Genomic DNA, 16,209 nt, shown 5'->3' with positions numbered 1-16,209 from the left:
ACCGTCTCCGCCGACGTCGTCCTGGCCGGAACCGACACCGTGGCCATCGGCCCGGCCGACCTGAACCTGGCCGAGGGCACCAACACCATCGTCTACGCCTGGGGGAGCGCCGACGACGACAACCTGGCGCTGGCGACGCAGACCCTCAAGGATCTGCACTCCGCGCCGGGCGGTGTTCCCGCGGGTGAGAGCGGCGAAGCGGCCGCCCACAACGAGAGCGTTCCCCTGGGCGCCCTCTCGGTGGGCGCGCTGTCCGCACTGGTGGCGGCGGGGCTGCTGCTCCGGCTGCGCTCCTCCGCCCGATAACGCACGAGGCCCGAAACCCGGGTGCCGTGGCATGGCGCGGCACCCGGGCCCCCGACACCCGGTGAGGGGTAGTTCCCTATGGATGGACCGCCGTCACGGCGAGGCCTCGTCGCCGCACTGTGCCTGGCTCTGGCGGCGTGCGTCGTCGCCGGAGTGCTCGCCGCGGCCTCCTGGCCGGACCCCGACGCCGGTGACGACTTCGGCCGCACCCCGGCCGTCACCGTCCCGGCCGAGCGGACCGGCGGCCCGCCGGCAGGCCGGACGGCCGAGGGCGGGACCGCGCCGGGCGGCACCGCCGCGCGGGACGGATCGACGGACTCCGAGCCGACCCGCGTCGCGCTGCCCCGACTCGACGTCAGCGCTCCCGTGGACCCGGTCGGAGTCGACGCCGAGGGGCAGGTCGAGATCCCCGACGACCCCCGGCGGGTCGGCTGGTACCGCTTCTCTCCCGCCCCGGGCGCGTCCGGGGGCTCGACCGTCGTCGTCGGCCACGTCGACTCCGACGGCCGGGGCCTGGGCGTCCTGATCGCACTGAACGACGTACGCGAGGGAGACACGGCCGTGGTGCGGCGCGCCGACGGCCGCAGCGTGACCTACGAGGTCACCGCTCGCCGTACCGTCGCCAAGGACGCGCTCGCCGCGTCCGGGGCGTTCCGCAGGGACGGCCCCGCGGTGCTCACGCTGATCACCTGCGCCGGACCGTACCTCGCCGATCGGGGCGGATACCAGAACAACCTCGTCGTCACGGCCGTGGAGAGGCCCAGGTGACGGGCATGTGGGGCGGACCGGAAGTCCTGGCGGCTAGTGTGGCGGCCGTGACGTCCGCCTCTGAAGAACAGCTGGCGCACGGCTTCGCCGACGGCGACGAGTCGTGCCTGGCCGAGGCGTACCGGCGATGGGGTGCCTTGGTCTACACGGTGGCGGCGAGAAAACTGGGAGACGCGGAGGAGGCCAAGGACGTCGCACAACAGGTGTTCGTCGGCGCCTGGCGCGGCCGCAAGGGCTACGACGCCCGGCGCGGCTCACTGAAGACGTGGATCATGGGCATCACGCACAAGAAGGTCGCCGACGCCCTCACCCGGCGCTCACGGCACCTGCGGGACGTGGAAGCGGTCACCGCCGCCTCGTCGAGCGGGCAGCAGGAGCCGCCCACACCCACGGACGAGGTCCTGGACTTCGTGCTCCTCGAGGACGAACTGGAACGATTGCCCGAGCAACAGCAGACCGTACTGAGAATGGCGTTCTACGACGACCTCACCCAGGCCCAGATCGCCGAACGCACCGGCCTGCCCCTGGGCACGGTGAAGAGCCACACACGGCGCGGACTGATGCGCATGAGGAACCGATTGGAGGTGGACGGTGGAACACACGGATGACGACACGCTCACGCTGGTGGCACTCGGGCAGGACCCGTCCCCCTCGGTCTCCCGCCACCTCGGCGAGTGCGACCGGTGCCGCCGCGAACTGGACCAGCTGCGCCGGGTGACCGCGGCCATGAAGGCGCCCTCGGCCGAGGACGACGACCTCCTCGAACCGCCCGCCGAACTGTGGGACTCCATCGCGCGGGAACTGAGCCTGGACGCGCCCGACGACGAGGCCACCCCCACGGACGGTATGCACCCACTCGCCGCCCCTCTGCCGGCAGCGGAGGGTTTGGCGGCGTCGGCCGAGCCCTCGGTGAACGGCCACCGCCCGCCGGACAAGCGGCGCCGGCTGGCCCGCTTCACCGTCGCCCTCGCCGCCTGCGCCGCCCTGCTCGGCGCCGCCGCCGGTTCCACGGTCACCTGGTGGATCACCCAGAACAACACGGCCGAAGCCCCGTCCGCCGAGGACGGCAACCGCCTCGACTCGCTCCAGGCGAACTCGGCCGGCTACGCCAGCCTCAGCGACAGCGACGGACAGCGGACCCTCGACATCACCGTCAAGGGCCTGCCGGAGACGTCGGGCTACTTCGAGGTCTGGCTCATGGACCGCAGCCACACCAAACTCATCTCCATGGGCGTCCTCGGCCCCGACGGCCACGCCACCCTGCCGGTCCCCGACAACGTCGACCTGAACGAATACTCCGAGGTCGACGTCTCCGTCCAGCCCTACAACGGCAAACCCGATCACTCGGGCGACAGCCTCGTGCGAGGACCCTACGCCGGGTGACGGGGCAACGGCGGCACACGCACCGCACCGCACCCTCCGGCAGGCGTACGCAGCCCTACCTGCGAACGCCGAGGACCACCCCGGTCGCCAGCGCTGCGACCAGGATCGCCAAGGCGAACCGCACCCCGAGACCCGGGTTCCGCGGCGCGGAATGACGCCGACGCACGGGCGGGACATCCCTCCGCACGGGCGGGACATCCCTCCGCACGGGCGGCTCACGCCTCGACCGCCGCTCGGTGTATCCGCCGCCCGCGAAGCCGATCAGCCCGGGGGAGAGGACCGACCGAGGATCCGCGTACAACGCGGCGAGTTCGTGCAGCGCCTGCTCGCAGTCGGCGCAGAGGGCCCTGTGGGCGTCGAAGTCGCTGCTTACCGTTCCGACGCCCATGCGACGCGCCTGCGTGTCGAGAATGCGCAGGTAGCCCTTGCACTCGGTGTCTGAGCGTCTGGCGCCGTACGTCTGAAGGTAGTTGCGGCGCAGTGCGGTGAGCGCCTGTTCACGGTGGTACTCGACCTCGGACACCTCGATTCCGGCGCAGGTCGCGGCCAGTTCGATGCCCCTCGGCTCCAGTTCCTCGTGCCAGAGGATCACCTGCAACTGCTGCGGCATGGACCGGAAGGCGTGCTGGAGAACGTCGTGGCTCGTACGCCCCCGTGCGCCACGTCCCTCGCTCGCGTCGTCGGCCCTGAACAACCAGTGCAGGAAGTCGGGGGACAGCCGCAGTCGGCGTTCGTCACCCGCCCACTGCGCCGTCAGCGCCTGGAGTTGGAGCAGCAGGCTGTGCCGTACCGCTCCGGGCTGCCATGTGCCGGCCGCGGCGGCCCGGGCGGCCGAGGACAGAGCCTGTCGGGAGAGCTCGAACGCGTGGCGTTCCTCAGTCGTGCACAGACGCGCGTAGTGCATCAGCGCGGCCATATGGCGATGACGCAGAACCTGCAGCGCCTCGACCGCGAGGGGTGTGCCCTGGGTGAGGTACGCCAACAGCTCCGCGTCTGAGGCCGTGGGCAGTCCCCGCACGGCAGAGGGCTCTTCGGGCTTGGACATGTGCCATCCCACAATGAGTCGAAGGCCTGGGTGAGTCGGTAATCGGGCGGTCACTCCGGGCCACCCCGCGGTGCCCGGCCACTATGCCACCGAGGTGATCGTGCGGGCGAGAAGTCGGACACCCCGTCAGGCGGCGGCCGACGGCGCCGTCCGCCACGAAGCGGCCCCCGCCGCCCGGCACGGCCCCACCCGTCGAGGTGTGCCAACGGTCTGCGCCCGCGATCTTCGTCAGGCTGTCGCTGAGGCTCTGACCGGCGCGTAAGCGCGAGCCGCCGCGTGGGTGCGAGTCCCCGCTCAGCCGTCGCCAAGGATCGGCCGAGGTTGTGAAGTGCGGCGCGCGCGCCGCCGGTTGGGCATCGGCAGACCTACGGCGTTCCCCTTATAGCGGAATCGATTACGCGACGTCTTCGACGGCTTGACAGCGCTGGATGCGCGGAGTTCGTGCTGCTGATGCCGCTGAAAGTGAACGGGATTCCGAACTCCGGACGCCGTTGGGGCGGTAAGTCCTGTTGCGGGCTTGACACTTGGGGGAGACCTCATGATGGGGTCCCGTGTGCCCGGGCCATGGGCGGGCGGGGGCAGCTTGTCCGGCCAAGGCCAACTGGGTTGCGGTGCACGAGACTGCGGGGACGGTCAGGGGACTGACTTGCCCTCTTCATGGTCCAATTCGGCCGCCTCGACAAGGGGCGCCAACTCGTTGGGCCAGTGCTCTCCGACGTGGTCGGGGTCTTCGTAGTCGACGCAGGGCGATGTCCGGCCGTCCGTCTGCACAATCCCTGTGCCGGCGGAATGCACGTCCGCCTAATGTGTCGATCATGTTCAAGTCAGGGGTGGGGTTCCTCGCGTTGTTCGGGCTCGGCTGGTGGCTGCTGGCCACGAGTGCGTTCGGCGGCACGGCGCGGCTGGTCGAGGTCGTGGTCGGCTGTGCCGTCACGTTGGCGCTGATGCTTGCCGCGCACCGTCTTCTCCCGCCGTCGGCAGGAGGGCCGTTCCCCGCCGACAGACGTCGGCGCTTCAATCAGATCAATGCTCTCCAGTGGCTGCTGATCATCGCCATAGCGGTGGTGTGCGCTCGCGCCGGGACGCCGGTGCTCATTCCCCCGCTGGTCGCGATCGTCGTCGGGCTTCACTTCCTGCCGCTCGCGGCGGTGTTCGAGCAGCCGCGACTGCGGGTGCCGGCAGTCCTGTTGGTCGTCGCCGGAGCATCGGGCATCGCCGTGTGGCTGGCGAACGGCCCGGACGAGGCCGTCCGCCTCGTGGTGGGCGGGATCTCCGCGCTCTGTCTGTGGGGGATGGCGCTCTGGACGGTCACGGGCGTTGCGTCCGCTGCGGAGCACGCGGCGGGGGAGTGAGGGGCAGAGGCGCGTGACGATCGGCGCGAGGTGAGGTTTGCGCTCACTCCCGCGCCCTTCGTCGGGGCAGGGTGAGGTACCCCGTGCGGATCGCGACCGTCGCCCTCGGTGGTGTTGAGGTCAACCGGTCGGTGGTGAGGCCGAATCCGCCTGCCGGATTTCGTGCAGCGCTTCGTCGAACAGCGTGCGGGCGCGGGTGAACCAGTCCGTCAGCGCGGCGATCTCCTCGGCTTCGTAGTCGCCGAAGAGGGCCGCGAGGCGCTGGTAGAGGGGGCCGTACACCTGAAGGATGCGTTCCTGAGCCGTCTCCTCCATGACCACGTACACGCGTCTGCGGTCGTTCGGGTCGGGGGTGCGCCGGATGAAGCCGGTCTTCTCCAGGCGGTTCAGTACTCCCGTGACCGCTCCCGTGGTCAGTCTGGCCCGTTCCGCGAGGTCACCGGCGACCAGTGACTCGCCCGCGGTGGACGCCTCGATGAGGAATCCCAGGCAGGTGAGGTCCGTGACGTTGAGCCCGAGCCGTCGGGCGACGTCCTGTTGCCCGAACTGGGCGGTGGCGATCATCCGATCCATGGCGTAGAGCGCCTGGTCCGCCGTCGCGGCCGGGCGCGGCGTGCGTTCACTCACACTGTTCCCTTAGGGTCTAAGTTTATTAGCTCGCGAGATAAGATATCTCTGCATCTCGGCGGCTACCCGCTTCATCCTCCCAGCACCCAAGGAGCGCGATCATGTTCATCCACGGTGACGAAGACTACGACCTGGGCCACACCGTCGCGGGATGGACCGGTGTGGGCATCGCATCGCTCGGCTTCGGACTGTGCGGTCTCGCGGTGGTGGCGGCATCAGGACTCTTGGTGCTGGCCGGTGCGGCCGTGCTCGTCGTGGCGTTGCTGACCACTTGGGTTCTCCATCTGGCGGGCTGGGGCAAGCCGGGCGGCCCCCGCCCCGTCGACCAGTGGAACTGGCGAGTGAGGGATCTCGGCGCCCGCGACGGCCATGCCGACTGCCTCGGCTGCCGCCTCGCGGGGCGGCGGGCCACTCGCCGCGAGGGGGCCCGCGCGGTGGAGCCCGCCCTCGCCGGAGCCTCCACGGAACCAGCGGCGGTTCGGACTTCCGTATGAACCACAACCCCGTCCTCGTGAGCGACGACGTCGCACGGGCGCTCCGGACGGTGATCCAGGACGACTGGGGTGACGCACTCTGGCCACGGCGGCCGGACCCGGAACTTCGTGTCCGATGGCGTCGTTGGAAGAGTCGTCCAGCTGCTCCTGTCAACAGGGCTGTCACCCAAAGGGATTGTCGTCCGCTCCGGCGATGGCGCGGACGTGCGAGGGGCGTACGGTCAGTGCAGCGTCTCGGCGTGAGGGCCGGACGCGCAGGCGGGAAGGGCGGTGTCGCGTGGTGGGAGCCGGCGAGAAGGACTGGACTGTGCGAGCGGCGTGCCGCTCCGTCGATCCCGACGCGCTCTTCGTCGAAGGCGCCGCACAGAACCAGGCGAAGGCGGTCTGCGGTGGCTGCCCGGTACGCACCGAGTGCCTCGCTCATGCGCTGGACAACGGCATCGAGTTCGGTGTCTGGGGAGGAATGACGGAACGCGAGAGACGCAGCCTTCTGCGGCGACGTCCGACCGTGACGTCCTGGCGGGTTCTGCTCGACACCGCACGGGCGGAATACGCGCGCCGGGGCGGCCAGGACCGGGTCACCTCCCAACGCCGCCGTGAGGCAGGTTAGTTGGAGGCGCTAATCCGCCGCCCCGGTCGGATCGGGTGACCGGCGTCGGCGCAACGCGCTTGCCACCGCGGCCGCTCAGAGATGGCCGCTGAGGAACTTCCGTACCTCAGGGCTGGTCATGAGCCCGGAGCTGTGCGCCACCAGCTCGCCCTCCTTCAGTACGACGTAGGACGGGGCGCCGGTGATCCCGTATCGCTCGGTTGCGGCCGGGCAGCGTGTGATGTCGGTGCGGACGACCGTCAGGCGGCCCGCGTGGTCCTCGGCGATGCCGCCCACGACGAGGTCCATCGCCCGGCAGGGCTCGACGGCCTTGGGCCACGTCCCGATGAAGTACGCGAGGACCGGAACCGCGCTCATCTTGATGATGAAGTCGAACTCCGCGTCCTCGCGGGGCCGGTGGACCCTCTTCGCCATGAAAGCTCCTGACCTCGCGTTCCGCCGTTCCACCCCATCATCCCTCGCCCGGGATGCCGTGCCGGACCCGACGGCCGAAGCGAGCGTCATGCGCGACGAAGTGCGACCGCCAGCGTCAGTTCGAGGACCCGGTGCGGCGAGGCGAGGTCCGGAAACAGCTCGCGCAGTTGCGACATCCGGTACCGGACCGTCTGGGGATGGACGAACAGCTCCGCCGCCACCTCGTCCCGCCTGCCCTGGTGCAGCAGCCACGCCCGCAGCGTCTCCTCCAGCCGGCGCGCGGTCGCGGCGGGCAAGGCCCGCAAGGGTGCGAGGGCCCGGGTCCGCAGGTCCGCGAACGCGTCCACGTCGGCGCTCAGTACCAGCTCGGGCAGGTGGTCCTCGGTGTCGCGGATGTCGGGGGAGAGGGAGCGGGCGCGCACGGCCCGCTCGTACGAGGCGGACGCTCGGATCCACGGCCGGGCCGGGCCGACCACGGCGGTGCGCTCGGTGAGCTGCCGAAGGAGATGCGGTCGGTCGGCGTCGGGGACGAGGAGCACACCGGTGCCGTCCGGCAGATCGTCCAGGACGAGGGCCCCGGGGTCGAGCGTGCGGTAGGCGGGCCGGGCCTGGGCGGCCGGCAGCAGGACCGCGGTGAGGGAAACCGGAGGATGCCATCCGGCTCGCTGGGCGGAGACGAGGAGCACGTCGGGGCTGGCGCCGGCGAGGAGGTCGCGGGCCAGGTGCTCCAGGTGGCGTTCGTGGTCCCTGCCCCGCGCGGCCAGCTCGTCGGCGTGGCCCGCGGCGCTCGCGGCGGAGAGCTCGTCGATGTAGGCGAAGGTCAGCTCGGCGAACTTGGCGACCTCGGCCGCGGGCAGACCCGCGGGTACGGCCCCCGCCGCCAGGCATCGCCAGGCCACGCGGGCACCGACGCGATAGGCGCTGAGCAGGGCGTCCATCGAACGGCCGTCGCGGACCTCACCGCGGCCCAGCTCGTAGGCCGCGTCGCCGCCGTCGCCGCCCGTGGCGTTCCCGCTCGCGAGGTCCAGGTAGTGCCCCAGAGCGGTGCGCACGGCCCGGCGGATGGTGGCGCCCATGTGGCCCGAGAGGGCGTTGGCGTAGGACGGCACCTCGTCGATGATCGCCTGGACGACCTCGTCGGCGGTGGCTTTCAGCCCGGCCCGCAGTGCGGTGACCGTCGTCTCGTCCAGGGCCAGCTCACTGGCCCTCCGGATCACATGGCTCACGATTTATTCCCTGCGAACAATTTGGCCGACCAGATTTATGTCCTGCGGTCAGGACTTTACGCCCTGAGGTACAGCAAGCTGGAGTCATGACGAGTACAGCCCTCCGCAGCAGGGCGTGGAAACTACTGGAGATGGTGACCACGCCGTTGCTGCCGTCTGACTACCTCGACCTGGTCAGCCCCATGCGCGCGGGCGCCGACCTCCGGGGCCGCATCGAGGCCGTGCACCCCGAGACGGGTGACGCCGCGACCATCGTGATCAGACCGGGGAAGGGCTGGCGCGGCCACACGGCCGGCCAGTACGTGCGGATCGGCATCGACGTCGACGGGGTGCGCCTGTGGCGCGCCTACTCCCTCACCTCCCCGGCCGGGCGCCGGGACGGCCGCGTCACGATCACCGTGAAGGCGATCCCGGACGGCAAGGTCAGCAACCACCTCGTCCGCAGGGCGCAACCGGGCACGCTGATCCACCTCGACCAGGCCACCGGTGACTTCGTGCTGCCGCAGGCCAAGCCCGCCAAGGTGCTCTACCTCACGGCCGGCAGCGGCATCACGCCCGTCATGGGCATGCTGCGCGACACCGAGTTCGACGACGTCGTCATGGTCCACAGCGCGCCCCAGCCGCACGACGTGATCTTCCGCAGCGAGCTGCACGACCTCGTCGCCGACAACAAGCTCCGGCTCACCGAGGTGCACACCGACACCGACGGCATGCTCGACATCGCCCGCCTCGACGAACTCGTACCCGACTGGGCCGAGCGCGAGACCTGGGCCTGCGGGCCCGCGGGCCTGCTCGACGCCGCCGAGAAGCACTGGGCCGAGCACGGCCTCGGAGAGCGCCTGCACACCGAACGCTTCCGCCCCGGCATCGTCGTCGCCGGCGACGGCGGCGAGGTCACGTTCAGCACCAGCGGCAAGAGCGTCGACGCCGACGGCGCCACACCGCTGCTGGACGTCGGCGAAGCGGCCGGAGTGCTCATGCCCTCCGGATGCCGCATGGGCATCTGCTTCAGCTGCACCTCGCCGCTCAAGGCGGGCGCCGTCCGCGACCTGCGCACCGGCGAGATCACCGAGGCCGAACCGGGCGTCCTCATCCAGACCTGCGTGTCCGCCGCCGCGGGCCCCTGCGACATCGAACGGTAGGAGCACCTTGACCGCCATCGACCCCACCGCCCACCTGTCCGCGGAGCAGATCGAGGAGCTCGGCCGCGAGCTGGACGCGATCCGCGACGAGGTCATCGCCAGCCGTGGCGAGAAGGACGCCGCCTACATCCGCAAGGTCATCTCGGCGCAGCGCAAGCTGGAGCTGGTCAGCAGGGGCGTGCTGCTCTTCTCGTTCTTCCCGCCCGCGTGGATCCTCGGCACCGCCGGACTGTCCGTGGCGAAGATCATGGACAACATGGAGATCGGCCACAACATCCTGCACGGCCAGTGGGACTGGATGCGGGACCCGAAGATCCACTCCACCACCTGGGAATGGGACCACGTCTCGCCGTCCGACCAGTGGAAGCACTCGCACAACGAGCTGCACCACAAGTACACCAACGTGATCGGCAAGGACAACGACCTCGGCTACGGCATCATGCGCGTCGACGAGGACCAGCGGTGGCACCCCTTCCACCTCGGCCAGCCGCTGTGGAACTTCATCAACGCCTGCTTCTTCGAGTACGGCATCGCGGCCTACGACCTGGAACTCGGCCGGAACCTGAGCAAGCACCGCCGCAAGAACCCCGAGTTCCGCGCGCGTGCCAAGGCCGTCGGCCGCAAGATCCGCAAGCAGGTCCTCAAGGACTACGTGATCCACCCGCTGCTGTCGGGCCCGTCGTTCCTCACCACGCTCGCCGCCACGTTCACCGCGAACCTGGTCCGCAACGTCTGGTCCCACTCGGTGATCATGTGCGGGCACTTCCCCGAGGGCGTGCAGGTCTTCGAGCGCCGCTCGATCAAGGGCGAGACGCGCGGCCAGTGGTACCTGCGCCAGATGATGGGCTCCGCGAACATCAGCGGCAGCAAGGCCATGCACTTCATGACCGGCAACCTCTCGCACCAGATCGAGCACCACCTCTTCCCCGACCTGCCGAGCAACCGGTACGCCGAGGTCGCGGTGAAGGTCCGCGCCCTGTTCGAGAAGTACGAGCTGGAGTACGTCACCGGACCGCTGCCCAAGCAGGTCTTCTCCGCGTGGCACAAGGTCGTCCGGCTCTCCCTCCCGAACAAGAAGCCGAAGGTCAAGCTGCCGGAGCGCGAGCAGGAGGTCCTGGCGGCCTGAGGGTCGGTTGTGGTGTGAGATTTTTCGGCCGAACCCGGCATCGCCGGGTTCGGCCGGCTCCGTGTCAGGTGGTCAGCAGGCGGTTGAAGAACGCGCGGTAGTGGCGCAGTGCTTGGCGCAGGTCCTCCGTGTTCGCCTGCTCGCCGCGGTTCCACTGTGCTTCGAGTTCTTGCTTGTGGTCGGCGAACGTGGTGGCCAGCTGCTGCATCACGTCGGCGACGAGCGAGTCGGCCGTGTGCACGGCCTCGCGAGGGTCGTCGACGAACTTGTTCTGCACCTCGTGCCAGCGCGCGCGGAAGCCTTCCTCGTCCTTCGGGGTGAGGAGCTGGGGCGTCTCGTCCTCGGTGTGACCGTCTTGGCCGCCTTGCCGCCGGCCGCGGGAGTCGGCCTCCACGACCTCGTCCTCGCTGCCGCCACGGTCGGTGGTCGCGGCCTCGTCGTCGGAGGGCCGGCCCGGCGTGTCCGTGCTCTCGCCCGGGAAGGTCGGCACGCCGTTCGGCGGGCTCGCTGAACTCTCCCGGGCGGACGTGTCGCGAGGCCGGGCGAGGTCGTCGGTGGACAGGCCGCTCGATGCGGTGGTGTCCGGTGCGTCGTCGCGCTGCATTTCTCCTCCGCTTCCGGCCCGGGGCCTCCCGGACGGGTGGTGGGCTGTTCCTGAGCTGTCACGCGGGGGCGTGGCGGCGAGGGCCGCCGCCGTCGGAGAGCAGCTCGTCGAACAGGGTCCTGTAGTGGACCATGGCCCCCCGCAGCTGCTCGGTGGTCGCCTCGTGCCGTGCGCTGAGCGCTTCGACATCATGGGCGGCACGGTAGTGCTCGAGTGTGCGGCTGTGCTGGACCGAGAGGTCCTTGAGCTGTTGCTCGAAGTCCTCGGTCGGATAGCCGCGCTCGTGCATCAAGGAAGTCACCAGACGGTCCGCGTCGTGGACGGCGTCCTCTGGGCGGTCCACGAACTCGTCCTGCACGCCGGTCCACTCCCTGGTGTACCGATCCCGGGAGCCGCTGGTGAGCGGCTTGATGTCCAGTGAGTCATGCCGCTTCTCGCGGGCCCTGAGCTCACGCTCACCGGCCGTGCGGCTCTCGGCGTCCTCCACCGTCCGCTCGTATTCCGGGCCGAACCGCTCGCGCAGCTTTCGGCGGCGCATGACCATGGAGGCCACCACGACTGCGACGGCGATCACGACCACAATGGCAATGATGATCGCCAGGAGTGTCCCTGCTGACATCGCCCGAGCCTCCAAATTTGTACCATTTATCCCCTCTTAATGCCGAATGGCCGCTTCTCTGCTTTTGAAACGAACGTGGAGACGAATCGACCCGGCGAACCCGGCGAGACATGCCGCCCGGTAAAGGCCGCGACAGTGGCGGCGGGAGGAAGGGCAGAACGGTCTTCCGGATCGACGGCGCGTAGGCGCGGCGAATACTGGCGCAGGGCGCTGCCCCCCGCGGCACATCACTACGACGGACACAGTGGACCGCGCCATGCCGACCATGGCCCGGCCAGGCAGTGCCCACGTCGCGCGCAGCCCCGACAGCAACCGGAACGCCACCGCACGCAGTTGAGTGAGACCTCGCGCGATGGCGCACCGTCCCTACGCGAGGGTCGGTCCGGCCGCCCCGCACACTCCTGCAGATCGCCGTCCAAGGGCGAGGATGCGGCGCCACCACCTACTCCACCCCCAAAGCCACCCTCGCGGCCCGGACAGGTTGTCCTGCGAGGAGACCGATTCGTGCAAGGCTGGGTAGGAGGGTGTTCCCAGGGTGGAACGAGCGCAGGAGGAACAGTGGACTGGGGTCGGTTCGCGTAGCAGATGGCGTCCATGGCACATGACCTGCTCGCCCAGGATTCGGTGCCCGCGACCTTGGAACGGATCACCGCATCCGCCACCGAACTGGTCGCCGGCTGCGACGCCGCCGGCATCCTCGTGCTCCACGACAGCCACGTCGAGACCCTCGCCCCCACCCACCAGTTGGCCATCGACAGCGACCAGCTCCAGGAACGCCTCAACGAAGGCCCCTGCTTCGACGCCGCTCACAGCTCGCACGGCGAGCGGGTCTTCCGGATCGCCGACTTCGCCAGCGAACGGCAGCGTTGGCCCGCCTACGCCCCCCCCAGGCCCACAAGCTCGGCGTGGGCAGCATGATGGGCTTCCTGCTGTTCACCGAGGACGAAGACCTCGGCGCCCTCAACCTCTACTCCCGCGAACCCGGCGCGTTCACCGCCACCAGCGAGACCGCAGGCCTGCTCCTCGCCTCCCACGCCGCGGTCGCATTCTCCGCCGCCCGCACCCACGCCCAGATGGAACGGGCCGTCGCCACCCGCCACACCATCGGCGAAGCCATGGGCGTCCTCATGGGCGCCCGCCACCTCTCCGAAGAGGAAGCGTTCGAAGTCCTGCGCCGCTACTCGCAGGAGGAGAACATCAAGCTCCGCGAGGTCGCCCAGCGCATCTGCGAACAGGGCACCCTCTGACCCGCGCTGCCTCTGCCGAGTCAACTGGCGGGAGGGATCCGGTAGACGGAGACGTGAGAACGCGAGTCGGCGGTGAACTCGGTGCCGGTCCAGTCCGCGTGTCGGGTCTCGAGTTCGAATCCGGCGAGCTGGGCCATGAGGTCGAGTTCGGCCGGCCAGATGTAGCGGTGAGGACTGCGGAAGAGCCGCGCCTGCTGCGTCTCGTCGAAGTGGAAGTGGTGCGATACGACGTGCTGGTGGAGCACGTCGTAGGTGTCCAACCCGATGTAGCCGGGCTCGGACTGCCAGACGGTGGCGCTCCGGCCCGGCGGGAGCCTGCGCAACTCGGGTACCCACAGCTCGATCACGAACCGGCCCCCGGGGCCCAGGTGGCGGGCGGCGTTGCGGAAGCACTGCACCTGCTCCTCCTGGGTGAGCAGGTTGGAGATCGTGTTGTACACGAGGTAGACGAGGGCGTACTGGCCGGGAGCGGCGGTGGTCGCCATGTCACCGGCGATCACGGGAATCGTTGCTTCATCGGCCTTGGTGCGCAGTTGCTCCACCATCGCCGACGACAGCTCGATGCCGGTGACGGGGACTCCGCGCTCCGCGAGCGGGACGGCGACTCGCCCTGTCCCGATGGCGAACTCAAGCGCTCTGCCGCCCCCTGCGAGCCCGACCAGACAGTCCACGGTCGGTTCGAGGACCTCGGGCGCGAACATGCCGGAACCGGGCGTGTCATAGCGCTGGGCGGTGTCGGCATCCCAAATCTTGTCCTGCTGCATTCCGTCAACGCTCGCTGCTGGCACGTCGGTTGTCCACCGAGTTTGTCGGCCTCAGAAGCAAGCGTGCGGGGAGGCGCCCCTGCGCGGCAGCGCGGCGGGGGCGGCTTCCTTCCTCCGTCTCGGGTCAGGGTTGTGTGTTCTGCATCAGCGCTTCTTCCGCTGGTACGTGCCGGACTGCTGCGACCGCGCAGGCCGCGCGCACGAAGGCGGCGACGGCCGCGGAGCGGGCGTCCTCGGGCCAGGCGACCGACAGGGTGGCATCGGGCAGGTCACCGACCGGGCGGTAGGCGATGCCGGGACGCGGGTGGCGCCGGGCCACGGACGCGGGCGCGAAGAAGACGAGGCTCCCGGTCTCGACGAGGCTGAAGATCTCCGACAGGTTCGACGCCGGTCGCGCCGTGCCGGGTCGAGGCCGCTGTTCGACGGGGCGCCCGTGGACTGCCGGCGCGCCTCCCGGGACCGTGCGGCCGGCCAGGTCGTCGAGACAGAGCGCGGATCGGGCGGCCAGCGGGTCGGCGGCGGCCACGGCGACCAGGAGCGGTTCGCTCAGCAGCGGTTCGCTGTCCAGGCCACGGTCGTCGAAGGGCGACAGGACGAGTCCCACGTCGGCGCGGCCGTCGCGCAGAGCCTGCGGCTGCTCACCGAAGCCCCCGAGGACCAGTTCCGGCGGTAGCGAGGCGTCGTCGGCGTTGTAGGCGTCGAGGACATCCGGCAGCAGACCGCCGTCGATGTCGGCTTTGAGGGCGATTCGCAGCCGCGGCGAGGAACGGCCCGCCTCCTGGACTCGGTGGGCGGCGGCGCTGATCGCCTCCAGCGCCCTGCGGGCATCGCGCAGCAGGACCTTGCCGGCCGCGGTGAGCTCCACCTGCCGGGTGGTGCGCCGGAACAGAGTGACATCGAGCTGCCGCTCCAGAATCCGGATCGCTCGGGACAGCGGAGGCTGCGCCATCCCCAGCCGCTCCGCGGCACGCCCGAAGTGCAGCTCCTCCGCGACGGCGACGAAGTACCGCAGCTGCCGCACCTCCAGATCACTCATACCTCCAAGGTATCAACGCTGATCGAGTCGGTCTTTCCCCTTCACCGTCCGGCCGGGTTGTACTCGAGGCGGGCACACCCGCGGCTGTCGCCGCCCAATCGTCTTCAACGGAGGTACGCCATGATCGTCATCACCACACCCACCGGCGACATCGGCCGACAGGTCGTGGACAGGCTCCTGGACGCCGGGGAGGCGGTCCGCGTGATCACCCGTGATCCCTCCCGCCTGCCAAAGCGTGTGCGTGCGAGCGCCGAGATCGTGCAGGGTTCCCACGGCGACGCCGACACGATCGCCAAGGCGCTCGAGGGCGCCGACCGGATGTTCTGGCTCGTGCCGCCGCCCGGCTTCCGCGACGCCGGCGACGCCGGCCACTACTACCTGGACTTCACCCGGCACGCCGCCCAGGAGGCCGCGAAGCGGGACGTGCGCATGGTGGGCGTCACCTCCCTGGGGCGCGGATACCCGGACAGGGCCGGTCTCCTGTCGGCCGCACTGGCCATGGACGAGGTGATCGAAGCCGGCGGCGTTCCCTACAGGGCCCTGGCCCTGCCGTTCTTCATGGAGAACCTGCTCCGACAGGCCCGGGGAATCAAGGAGCACGCAACGATCACCATGGCGAACGCTGCCGACCGGCCCTTGTTGACCGTCGCCACCCAGGACGTCGCCGACGCCGCCGCAGCCCTCCTCCTCGACACCTCCTGGAGCGGCCAGGCACGCGTCCCCCTGGTCGGCCCCGACAACCTGACCCCCGACGCCATGGCCGACACCGTCTCCCAGACCCTGCGGCGCACCGTGCGCTATCACCAGGTCCCGCTCGCCGACTTCCGGGCCGCGATGGTGCGGCGCGGCGCGAGCCCGGCGCTGGCACGGGACATGGCCGACATGGTCCAGGCGCAGAACGAAGGGATCTACGACGCCGAAACCCGGGACGCGGGCTCCACCGCCACTGGGTTCCGCCGGTGGTGCCAAGACATACTGGGCCCGGCCGTCCGCACCTGACGCCTCATCAGCCATTGCCGCGCTGCTCGAACCACCGCTACGGCTCTTTCGGTCATCGTCCCCAGCCGAACAGCCCCGGGCCAAGGCCCTGTTCAAAGCGGCTGGCCTGCATCCCCGCGTCATCTCTGCCTGTTGGCGCGCGGAGGTGCTGCCGTTGCAGCCGTGGCACCCGAAGGCCGCAGGTGGGGGCAGCCCACCTTCCGGTCGGTGGCTGGCCGGATGCTGGCGCGATCTCCGAGTTCATCGGGTCTCGTTCGTGGATACCGAGGCCTTCGGGTCGGGGAGGAAGTGAAGCTCCTGCGGAGCAGGGAGGGCTGTTGCGCCCGCCGGGTGGAGCAGCGTTGTCAGTGGTGGCCGTTAGGTTGCTCACGTGCATCTGCGGTATTCGTTTCGGATCGAGCCGACGCCGGGTCAGCGCATCGCGCTGGCCCGTACGTTCGGCTGTGC

General features: G+C 70.1%; 18 protein-coding genes and 2 pseudogenes. 12 read left to right on the top strand and 8 right to left on the bottom strand.

What is annotated here, in order from left to right:
• From ABT296_RS37290 to ABT296_RS37275, 4 genes and pseudogenes are all read left to right on the top strand, one after another.
• A pseudogene (locus tag ABT296_RS37290) lies at window positions 1-306 on the top strand (DUF4397 domain-containing protein); the annotation flags it as partial.
• Window positions 307-384: 78 nt separating this feature from the next.
• On the top strand, window positions 385-1,074 hold the full coding sequence (locus ABT296_RS37285) for a class F sortase (RefSeq protein WP_351934378.1): 690 nt from the start codon (window positions 385-387) through the stop codon (window positions 1,072-1,074).
• Between the two features lie 5 nt (window positions 1,075-1,079).
• The gene (locus ABT296_RS37280) at window positions 1,080-1,682 is read left to right on the top strand and encodes an RNA polymerase sigma factor (RefSeq protein WP_502977425.1); all 603 of its coding nucleotides are present in this window, start codon (window positions 1,080-1,082) and stop codon (window positions 1,680-1,682) included.
• Window positions 1,666-2,457 carry an anti-sigma factor gene (locus ABT296_RS37275; protein WP_351934374.1) on the top strand — a complete coding sequence of 264 codons (792 nt, stop codon included), beginning with the start codon at window positions 1,666-1,668 and terminating at the stop codon, window positions 2,455-2,457. Before ABT296_RS37280 ends, ABT296_RS37275 begins: the two co-directional genes overlap by 17 nt.
• Window positions 2,458-2,512: 55 nt before the next feature.
• On the opposite strand, the gene ABT296_RS37270 is transcribed toward ABT296_RS37275, so the two are convergent.
• Window positions 2,513-3,502 (bottom strand): hypothetical protein, encoded by a 990-nt coding sequence (locus ABT296_RS37270; RefSeq protein WP_351934372.1) that lies wholly within the window; start codon window positions 3,500-3,502, stop codon window positions 2,513-2,515.
• An 815-nt stretch (window positions 3,503-4,317) separates the two neighbouring features.
• Between ABT296_RS37270 and ABT296_RS37265 the strand changes: the two genes are divergently transcribed.
• Entirely contained in the window at window positions 4,318-4,854 is a 537-nt protein-coding gene (locus ABT296_RS37265) for a hypothetical protein (protein ID WP_351934370.1), read from the top strand.
• A gap of 120 nt (window positions 4,855-4,974) precedes the next feature.
• Here the strand turns inward: ABT296_RS37265 and ABT296_RS37260 are convergent, their stop codons facing one another.
• Window positions 4,975-5,481 (bottom strand): MarR family transcriptional regulator, encoded by a 507-nt coding sequence (locus tag ABT296_RS37260; RefSeq protein WP_502977423.1) that lies wholly within the window; start codon window positions 5,479-5,481, stop codon window positions 4,975-4,977.
• A gap of 101 nt (window positions 5,482-5,582) precedes the next feature.
• Here ABT296_RS37260 and ABT296_RS37255 point away from each other — a divergent pair, with 101 nt between their 5' ends.
• Window positions 5,583-5,975 carry an HGxxPAAW family protein gene (locus ABT296_RS37255; RefSeq protein ID WP_351934368.1) on the top strand — a complete coding sequence of 131 codons (393 nt, stop codon included), beginning with the start codon at window positions 5,583-5,585 and terminating at the stop codon, window positions 5,973-5,975.
• 280 nt (window positions 5,976-6,255) lie between these two features.
• Window positions 6,256-6,585, top strand: a complete 330-nt coding sequence (locus tag ABT296_RS37250) for a WhiB family transcriptional regulator (RefSeq protein WP_453175231.1) — start codon at window positions 6,256-6,258, stop codon at window positions 6,583-6,585.
• Window positions 6,586-6,660: 75 nt separating this feature from the next.
• On the opposite strand, the gene ABT296_RS37245 is transcribed toward ABT296_RS37250, so the two are convergent.
• Both ABT296_RS37245 and ABT296_RS37240 read right to left on the bottom strand, forming a co-directional pair.
• Entirely contained in the window at window positions 6,661-6,999 is a 339-nt protein-coding gene (locus ABT296_RS37245; RefSeq protein WP_351934366.1) for a thioredoxin family protein, read from the bottom strand.
• Between the two features lie 86 nt (window positions 7,000-7,085).
• Window positions 7,086-8,225, bottom strand: coding sequence for a PucR family transcriptional regulator (locus tag ABT296_RS37240; protein WP_351934363.1), 1,140 nt, complete (start codon window positions 8,223-8,225; stop codon window positions 7,086-7,088).
• Between the two features lie 86 nt (window positions 8,226-8,311).
• Between ABT296_RS37240 and ABT296_RS37235 the strand changes: the two genes are divergently transcribed.
• Together ABT296_RS37235 and ABT296_RS37230 are read left to right on the top strand one after the other, a co-directional pair.
• Window positions 8,312-9,367 carry a ferredoxin reductase gene (locus tag ABT296_RS37235; protein WP_351934361.1) on the top strand — a complete coding sequence of 352 codons (1,056 nt, stop codon included), beginning with the start codon at window positions 8,312-8,314 and terminating at the stop codon, window positions 9,365-9,367.
• A 7-nt stretch (window positions 9,368-9,374) separates the two neighbouring features.
• The gene (locus ABT296_RS37230; protein WP_351934359.1) at window positions 9,375-10,493 is read left to right on the top strand and encodes a fatty acid desaturase family protein; all 1,119 of its coding nucleotides are present in this window, start codon (window positions 9,375-9,377) and stop codon (window positions 10,491-10,493) included.
• A gap of 64 nt (window positions 10,494-10,557) precedes the next feature.
• Here ABT296_RS37230 and ABT296_RS37225 read toward each other — a convergent pair whose 3' ends face one another.
• Window positions 10,558-11,097: a hypothetical protein gene (locus tag ABT296_RS37225; protein WP_351934357.1), complete on the bottom strand. Its 540-nt coding sequence runs from the start codon at window positions 11,095-11,097 to the stop codon at window positions 10,558-10,560.
• A 58-nt stretch (window positions 11,098-11,155) separates the two neighbouring features.
• Complete coding sequence (locus tag ABT296_RS37220; RefSeq protein ID WP_351934355.1) at window positions 11,156-11,716, bottom strand: hypothetical protein; 561 nt, start codon at window positions 11,714-11,716, stop codon at window positions 11,156-11,158.
• A gap of 585 nt (window positions 11,717-12,301) precedes the next feature.
• On the opposite strand from ABT296_RS37220, the pseudogene ABT296_RS37215 reads away from it, so the two are divergent.
• Window positions 12,302-12,963: pseudogene (locus ABT296_RS37215) on the top strand (GAF and ANTAR domain-containing protein).
• A gap of 20 nt (window positions 12,964-12,983) precedes the next feature.
• Here ABT296_RS37215 and ABT296_RS37210 read toward each other — a convergent pair.
• Together ABT296_RS37210 and ABT296_RS37205 are read right to left on the bottom strand one after the other, a co-directional pair.
• Window positions 12,984-13,727, bottom strand: a complete 744-nt coding sequence (locus ABT296_RS37210) for a class I SAM-dependent methyltransferase (protein ID WP_351934353.1) — start codon at window positions 13,725-13,727, stop codon at window positions 12,984-12,986.
• A gap of 124 nt (window positions 13,728-13,851) precedes the next feature.
• Window positions 13,852-14,763: a LysR family transcriptional regulator gene (locus ABT296_RS37205; RefSeq protein WP_351934351.1), complete on the bottom strand. Its 912-nt coding sequence runs from the start codon at window positions 14,761-14,763 to the stop codon at window positions 13,852-13,854.
• Between the two features lie 120 nt (window positions 14,764-14,883).
• On the opposite strand from ABT296_RS37205, the gene ABT296_RS37200 reads away from it, so the two are divergent.
• Both ABT296_RS37200 and ABT296_RS37195 read left to right on the top strand, forming a co-directional pair.
• On the top strand, window positions 14,884-15,762 hold the full coding sequence (locus ABT296_RS37200) for an NmrA family NAD(P)-binding protein (RefSeq protein WP_351934349.1): 879 nt from the start codon (window positions 14,884-14,886) through the stop codon (window positions 15,760-15,762).
• A gap of 370 nt (window positions 15,763-16,132) precedes the next feature.
• The coding region (locus ABT296_RS37195; RefSeq protein WP_351934380.1) for a helix-turn-helix domain-containing protein at window positions 16,133-16,209 on the top strand (77 nt) is incomplete at its 3' end.

It is taken from the genome of Streptomyces sp. NPDC000983 (assembly GCF_040299205.1).
In the GTDB taxonomy this organism is placed as follows: domain Bacteria; phylum Actinomycetota; class Actinomycetes; order Streptomycetales; family Streptomycetaceae; genus Streptomyces.
This window is presented reverse-complemented; position numbering and strand designations above follow the sequence as displayed.

Excerpts from the sequence above, each read along its gene's own strand:
- ABT296_RS37285 (WP_351934378.1), top strand. The coding sequence starts at position 385 with ATGGATGGACCGCCGTCACGGCGAGGCCTCGTCGCCGCACTGTGCCTG.
- ABT296_RS37280 (WP_502977425.1), top strand. The coding sequence starts at position 1,080 with ATGTGGGGCGGACCGGAAGTCCTGGCGGCTAGTGTGGCGGCCGTGACG.
- ABT296_RS37270 (WP_351934372.1), bottom strand. The coding sequence starts at position 3,502 with ATGTCCAAGCCCGAAGAGCCCTCTGCCGTGCGGGGACTGCCCACGGCC.
- ABT296_RS37265 (WP_351934370.1), top strand. The coding sequence starts at position 4,318 with ATGTTCAAGTCAGGGGTGGGGTTCCTCGCGTTGTTCGGGCTCGGCTGG.
- ABT296_RS37255 (WP_351934368.1), top strand. The coding sequence starts at position 5,583 with ATGTTCATCCACGGTGACGAAGACTACGACCTGGGCCACACCGTCGCG.
- ABT296_RS37245 (WP_351934366.1), bottom strand. The coding sequence starts at position 6,999 with ATGGCGAAGAGGGTCCACCGGCCCCGCGAGGACGCGGAGTTCGACTTC.
- ABT296_RS37235 (WP_351934361.1), top strand. The coding sequence starts at position 8,312 with ATGACGAGTACAGCCCTCCGCAGCAGGGCGTGGAAACTACTGGAGATG.
- ABT296_RS37225 (WP_351934357.1), bottom strand. The coding sequence starts at position 11,097 with ATGCAGCGCGACGACGCACCGGACACCACCGCATCGAGCGGCCTGTCC.
- ABT296_RS37220 (WP_351934355.1), bottom strand. The coding sequence starts at position 11,716 with ATGTCAGCAGGGACACTCCTGGCGATCATCATTGCCATTGTGGTCGTG.
- ABT296_RS37210 (WP_351934353.1), bottom strand. The coding sequence starts at position 13,727 with ATGCAGCAGGACAAGATTTGGGATGCCGACACCGCCCAGCGCTATGAC.
- ABT296_RS37205 (WP_351934351.1), bottom strand. The coding sequence starts at position 14,763 with ATGAGTGATCTGGAGGTGCGGCAGCTGCGGTACTTCGTCGCCGTCGCG.
- ABT296_RS37200 (WP_351934349.1), top strand. The coding sequence starts at position 14,884 with ATGATCGTCATCACCACACCCACCGGCGACATCGGCCGACAGGTCGTG.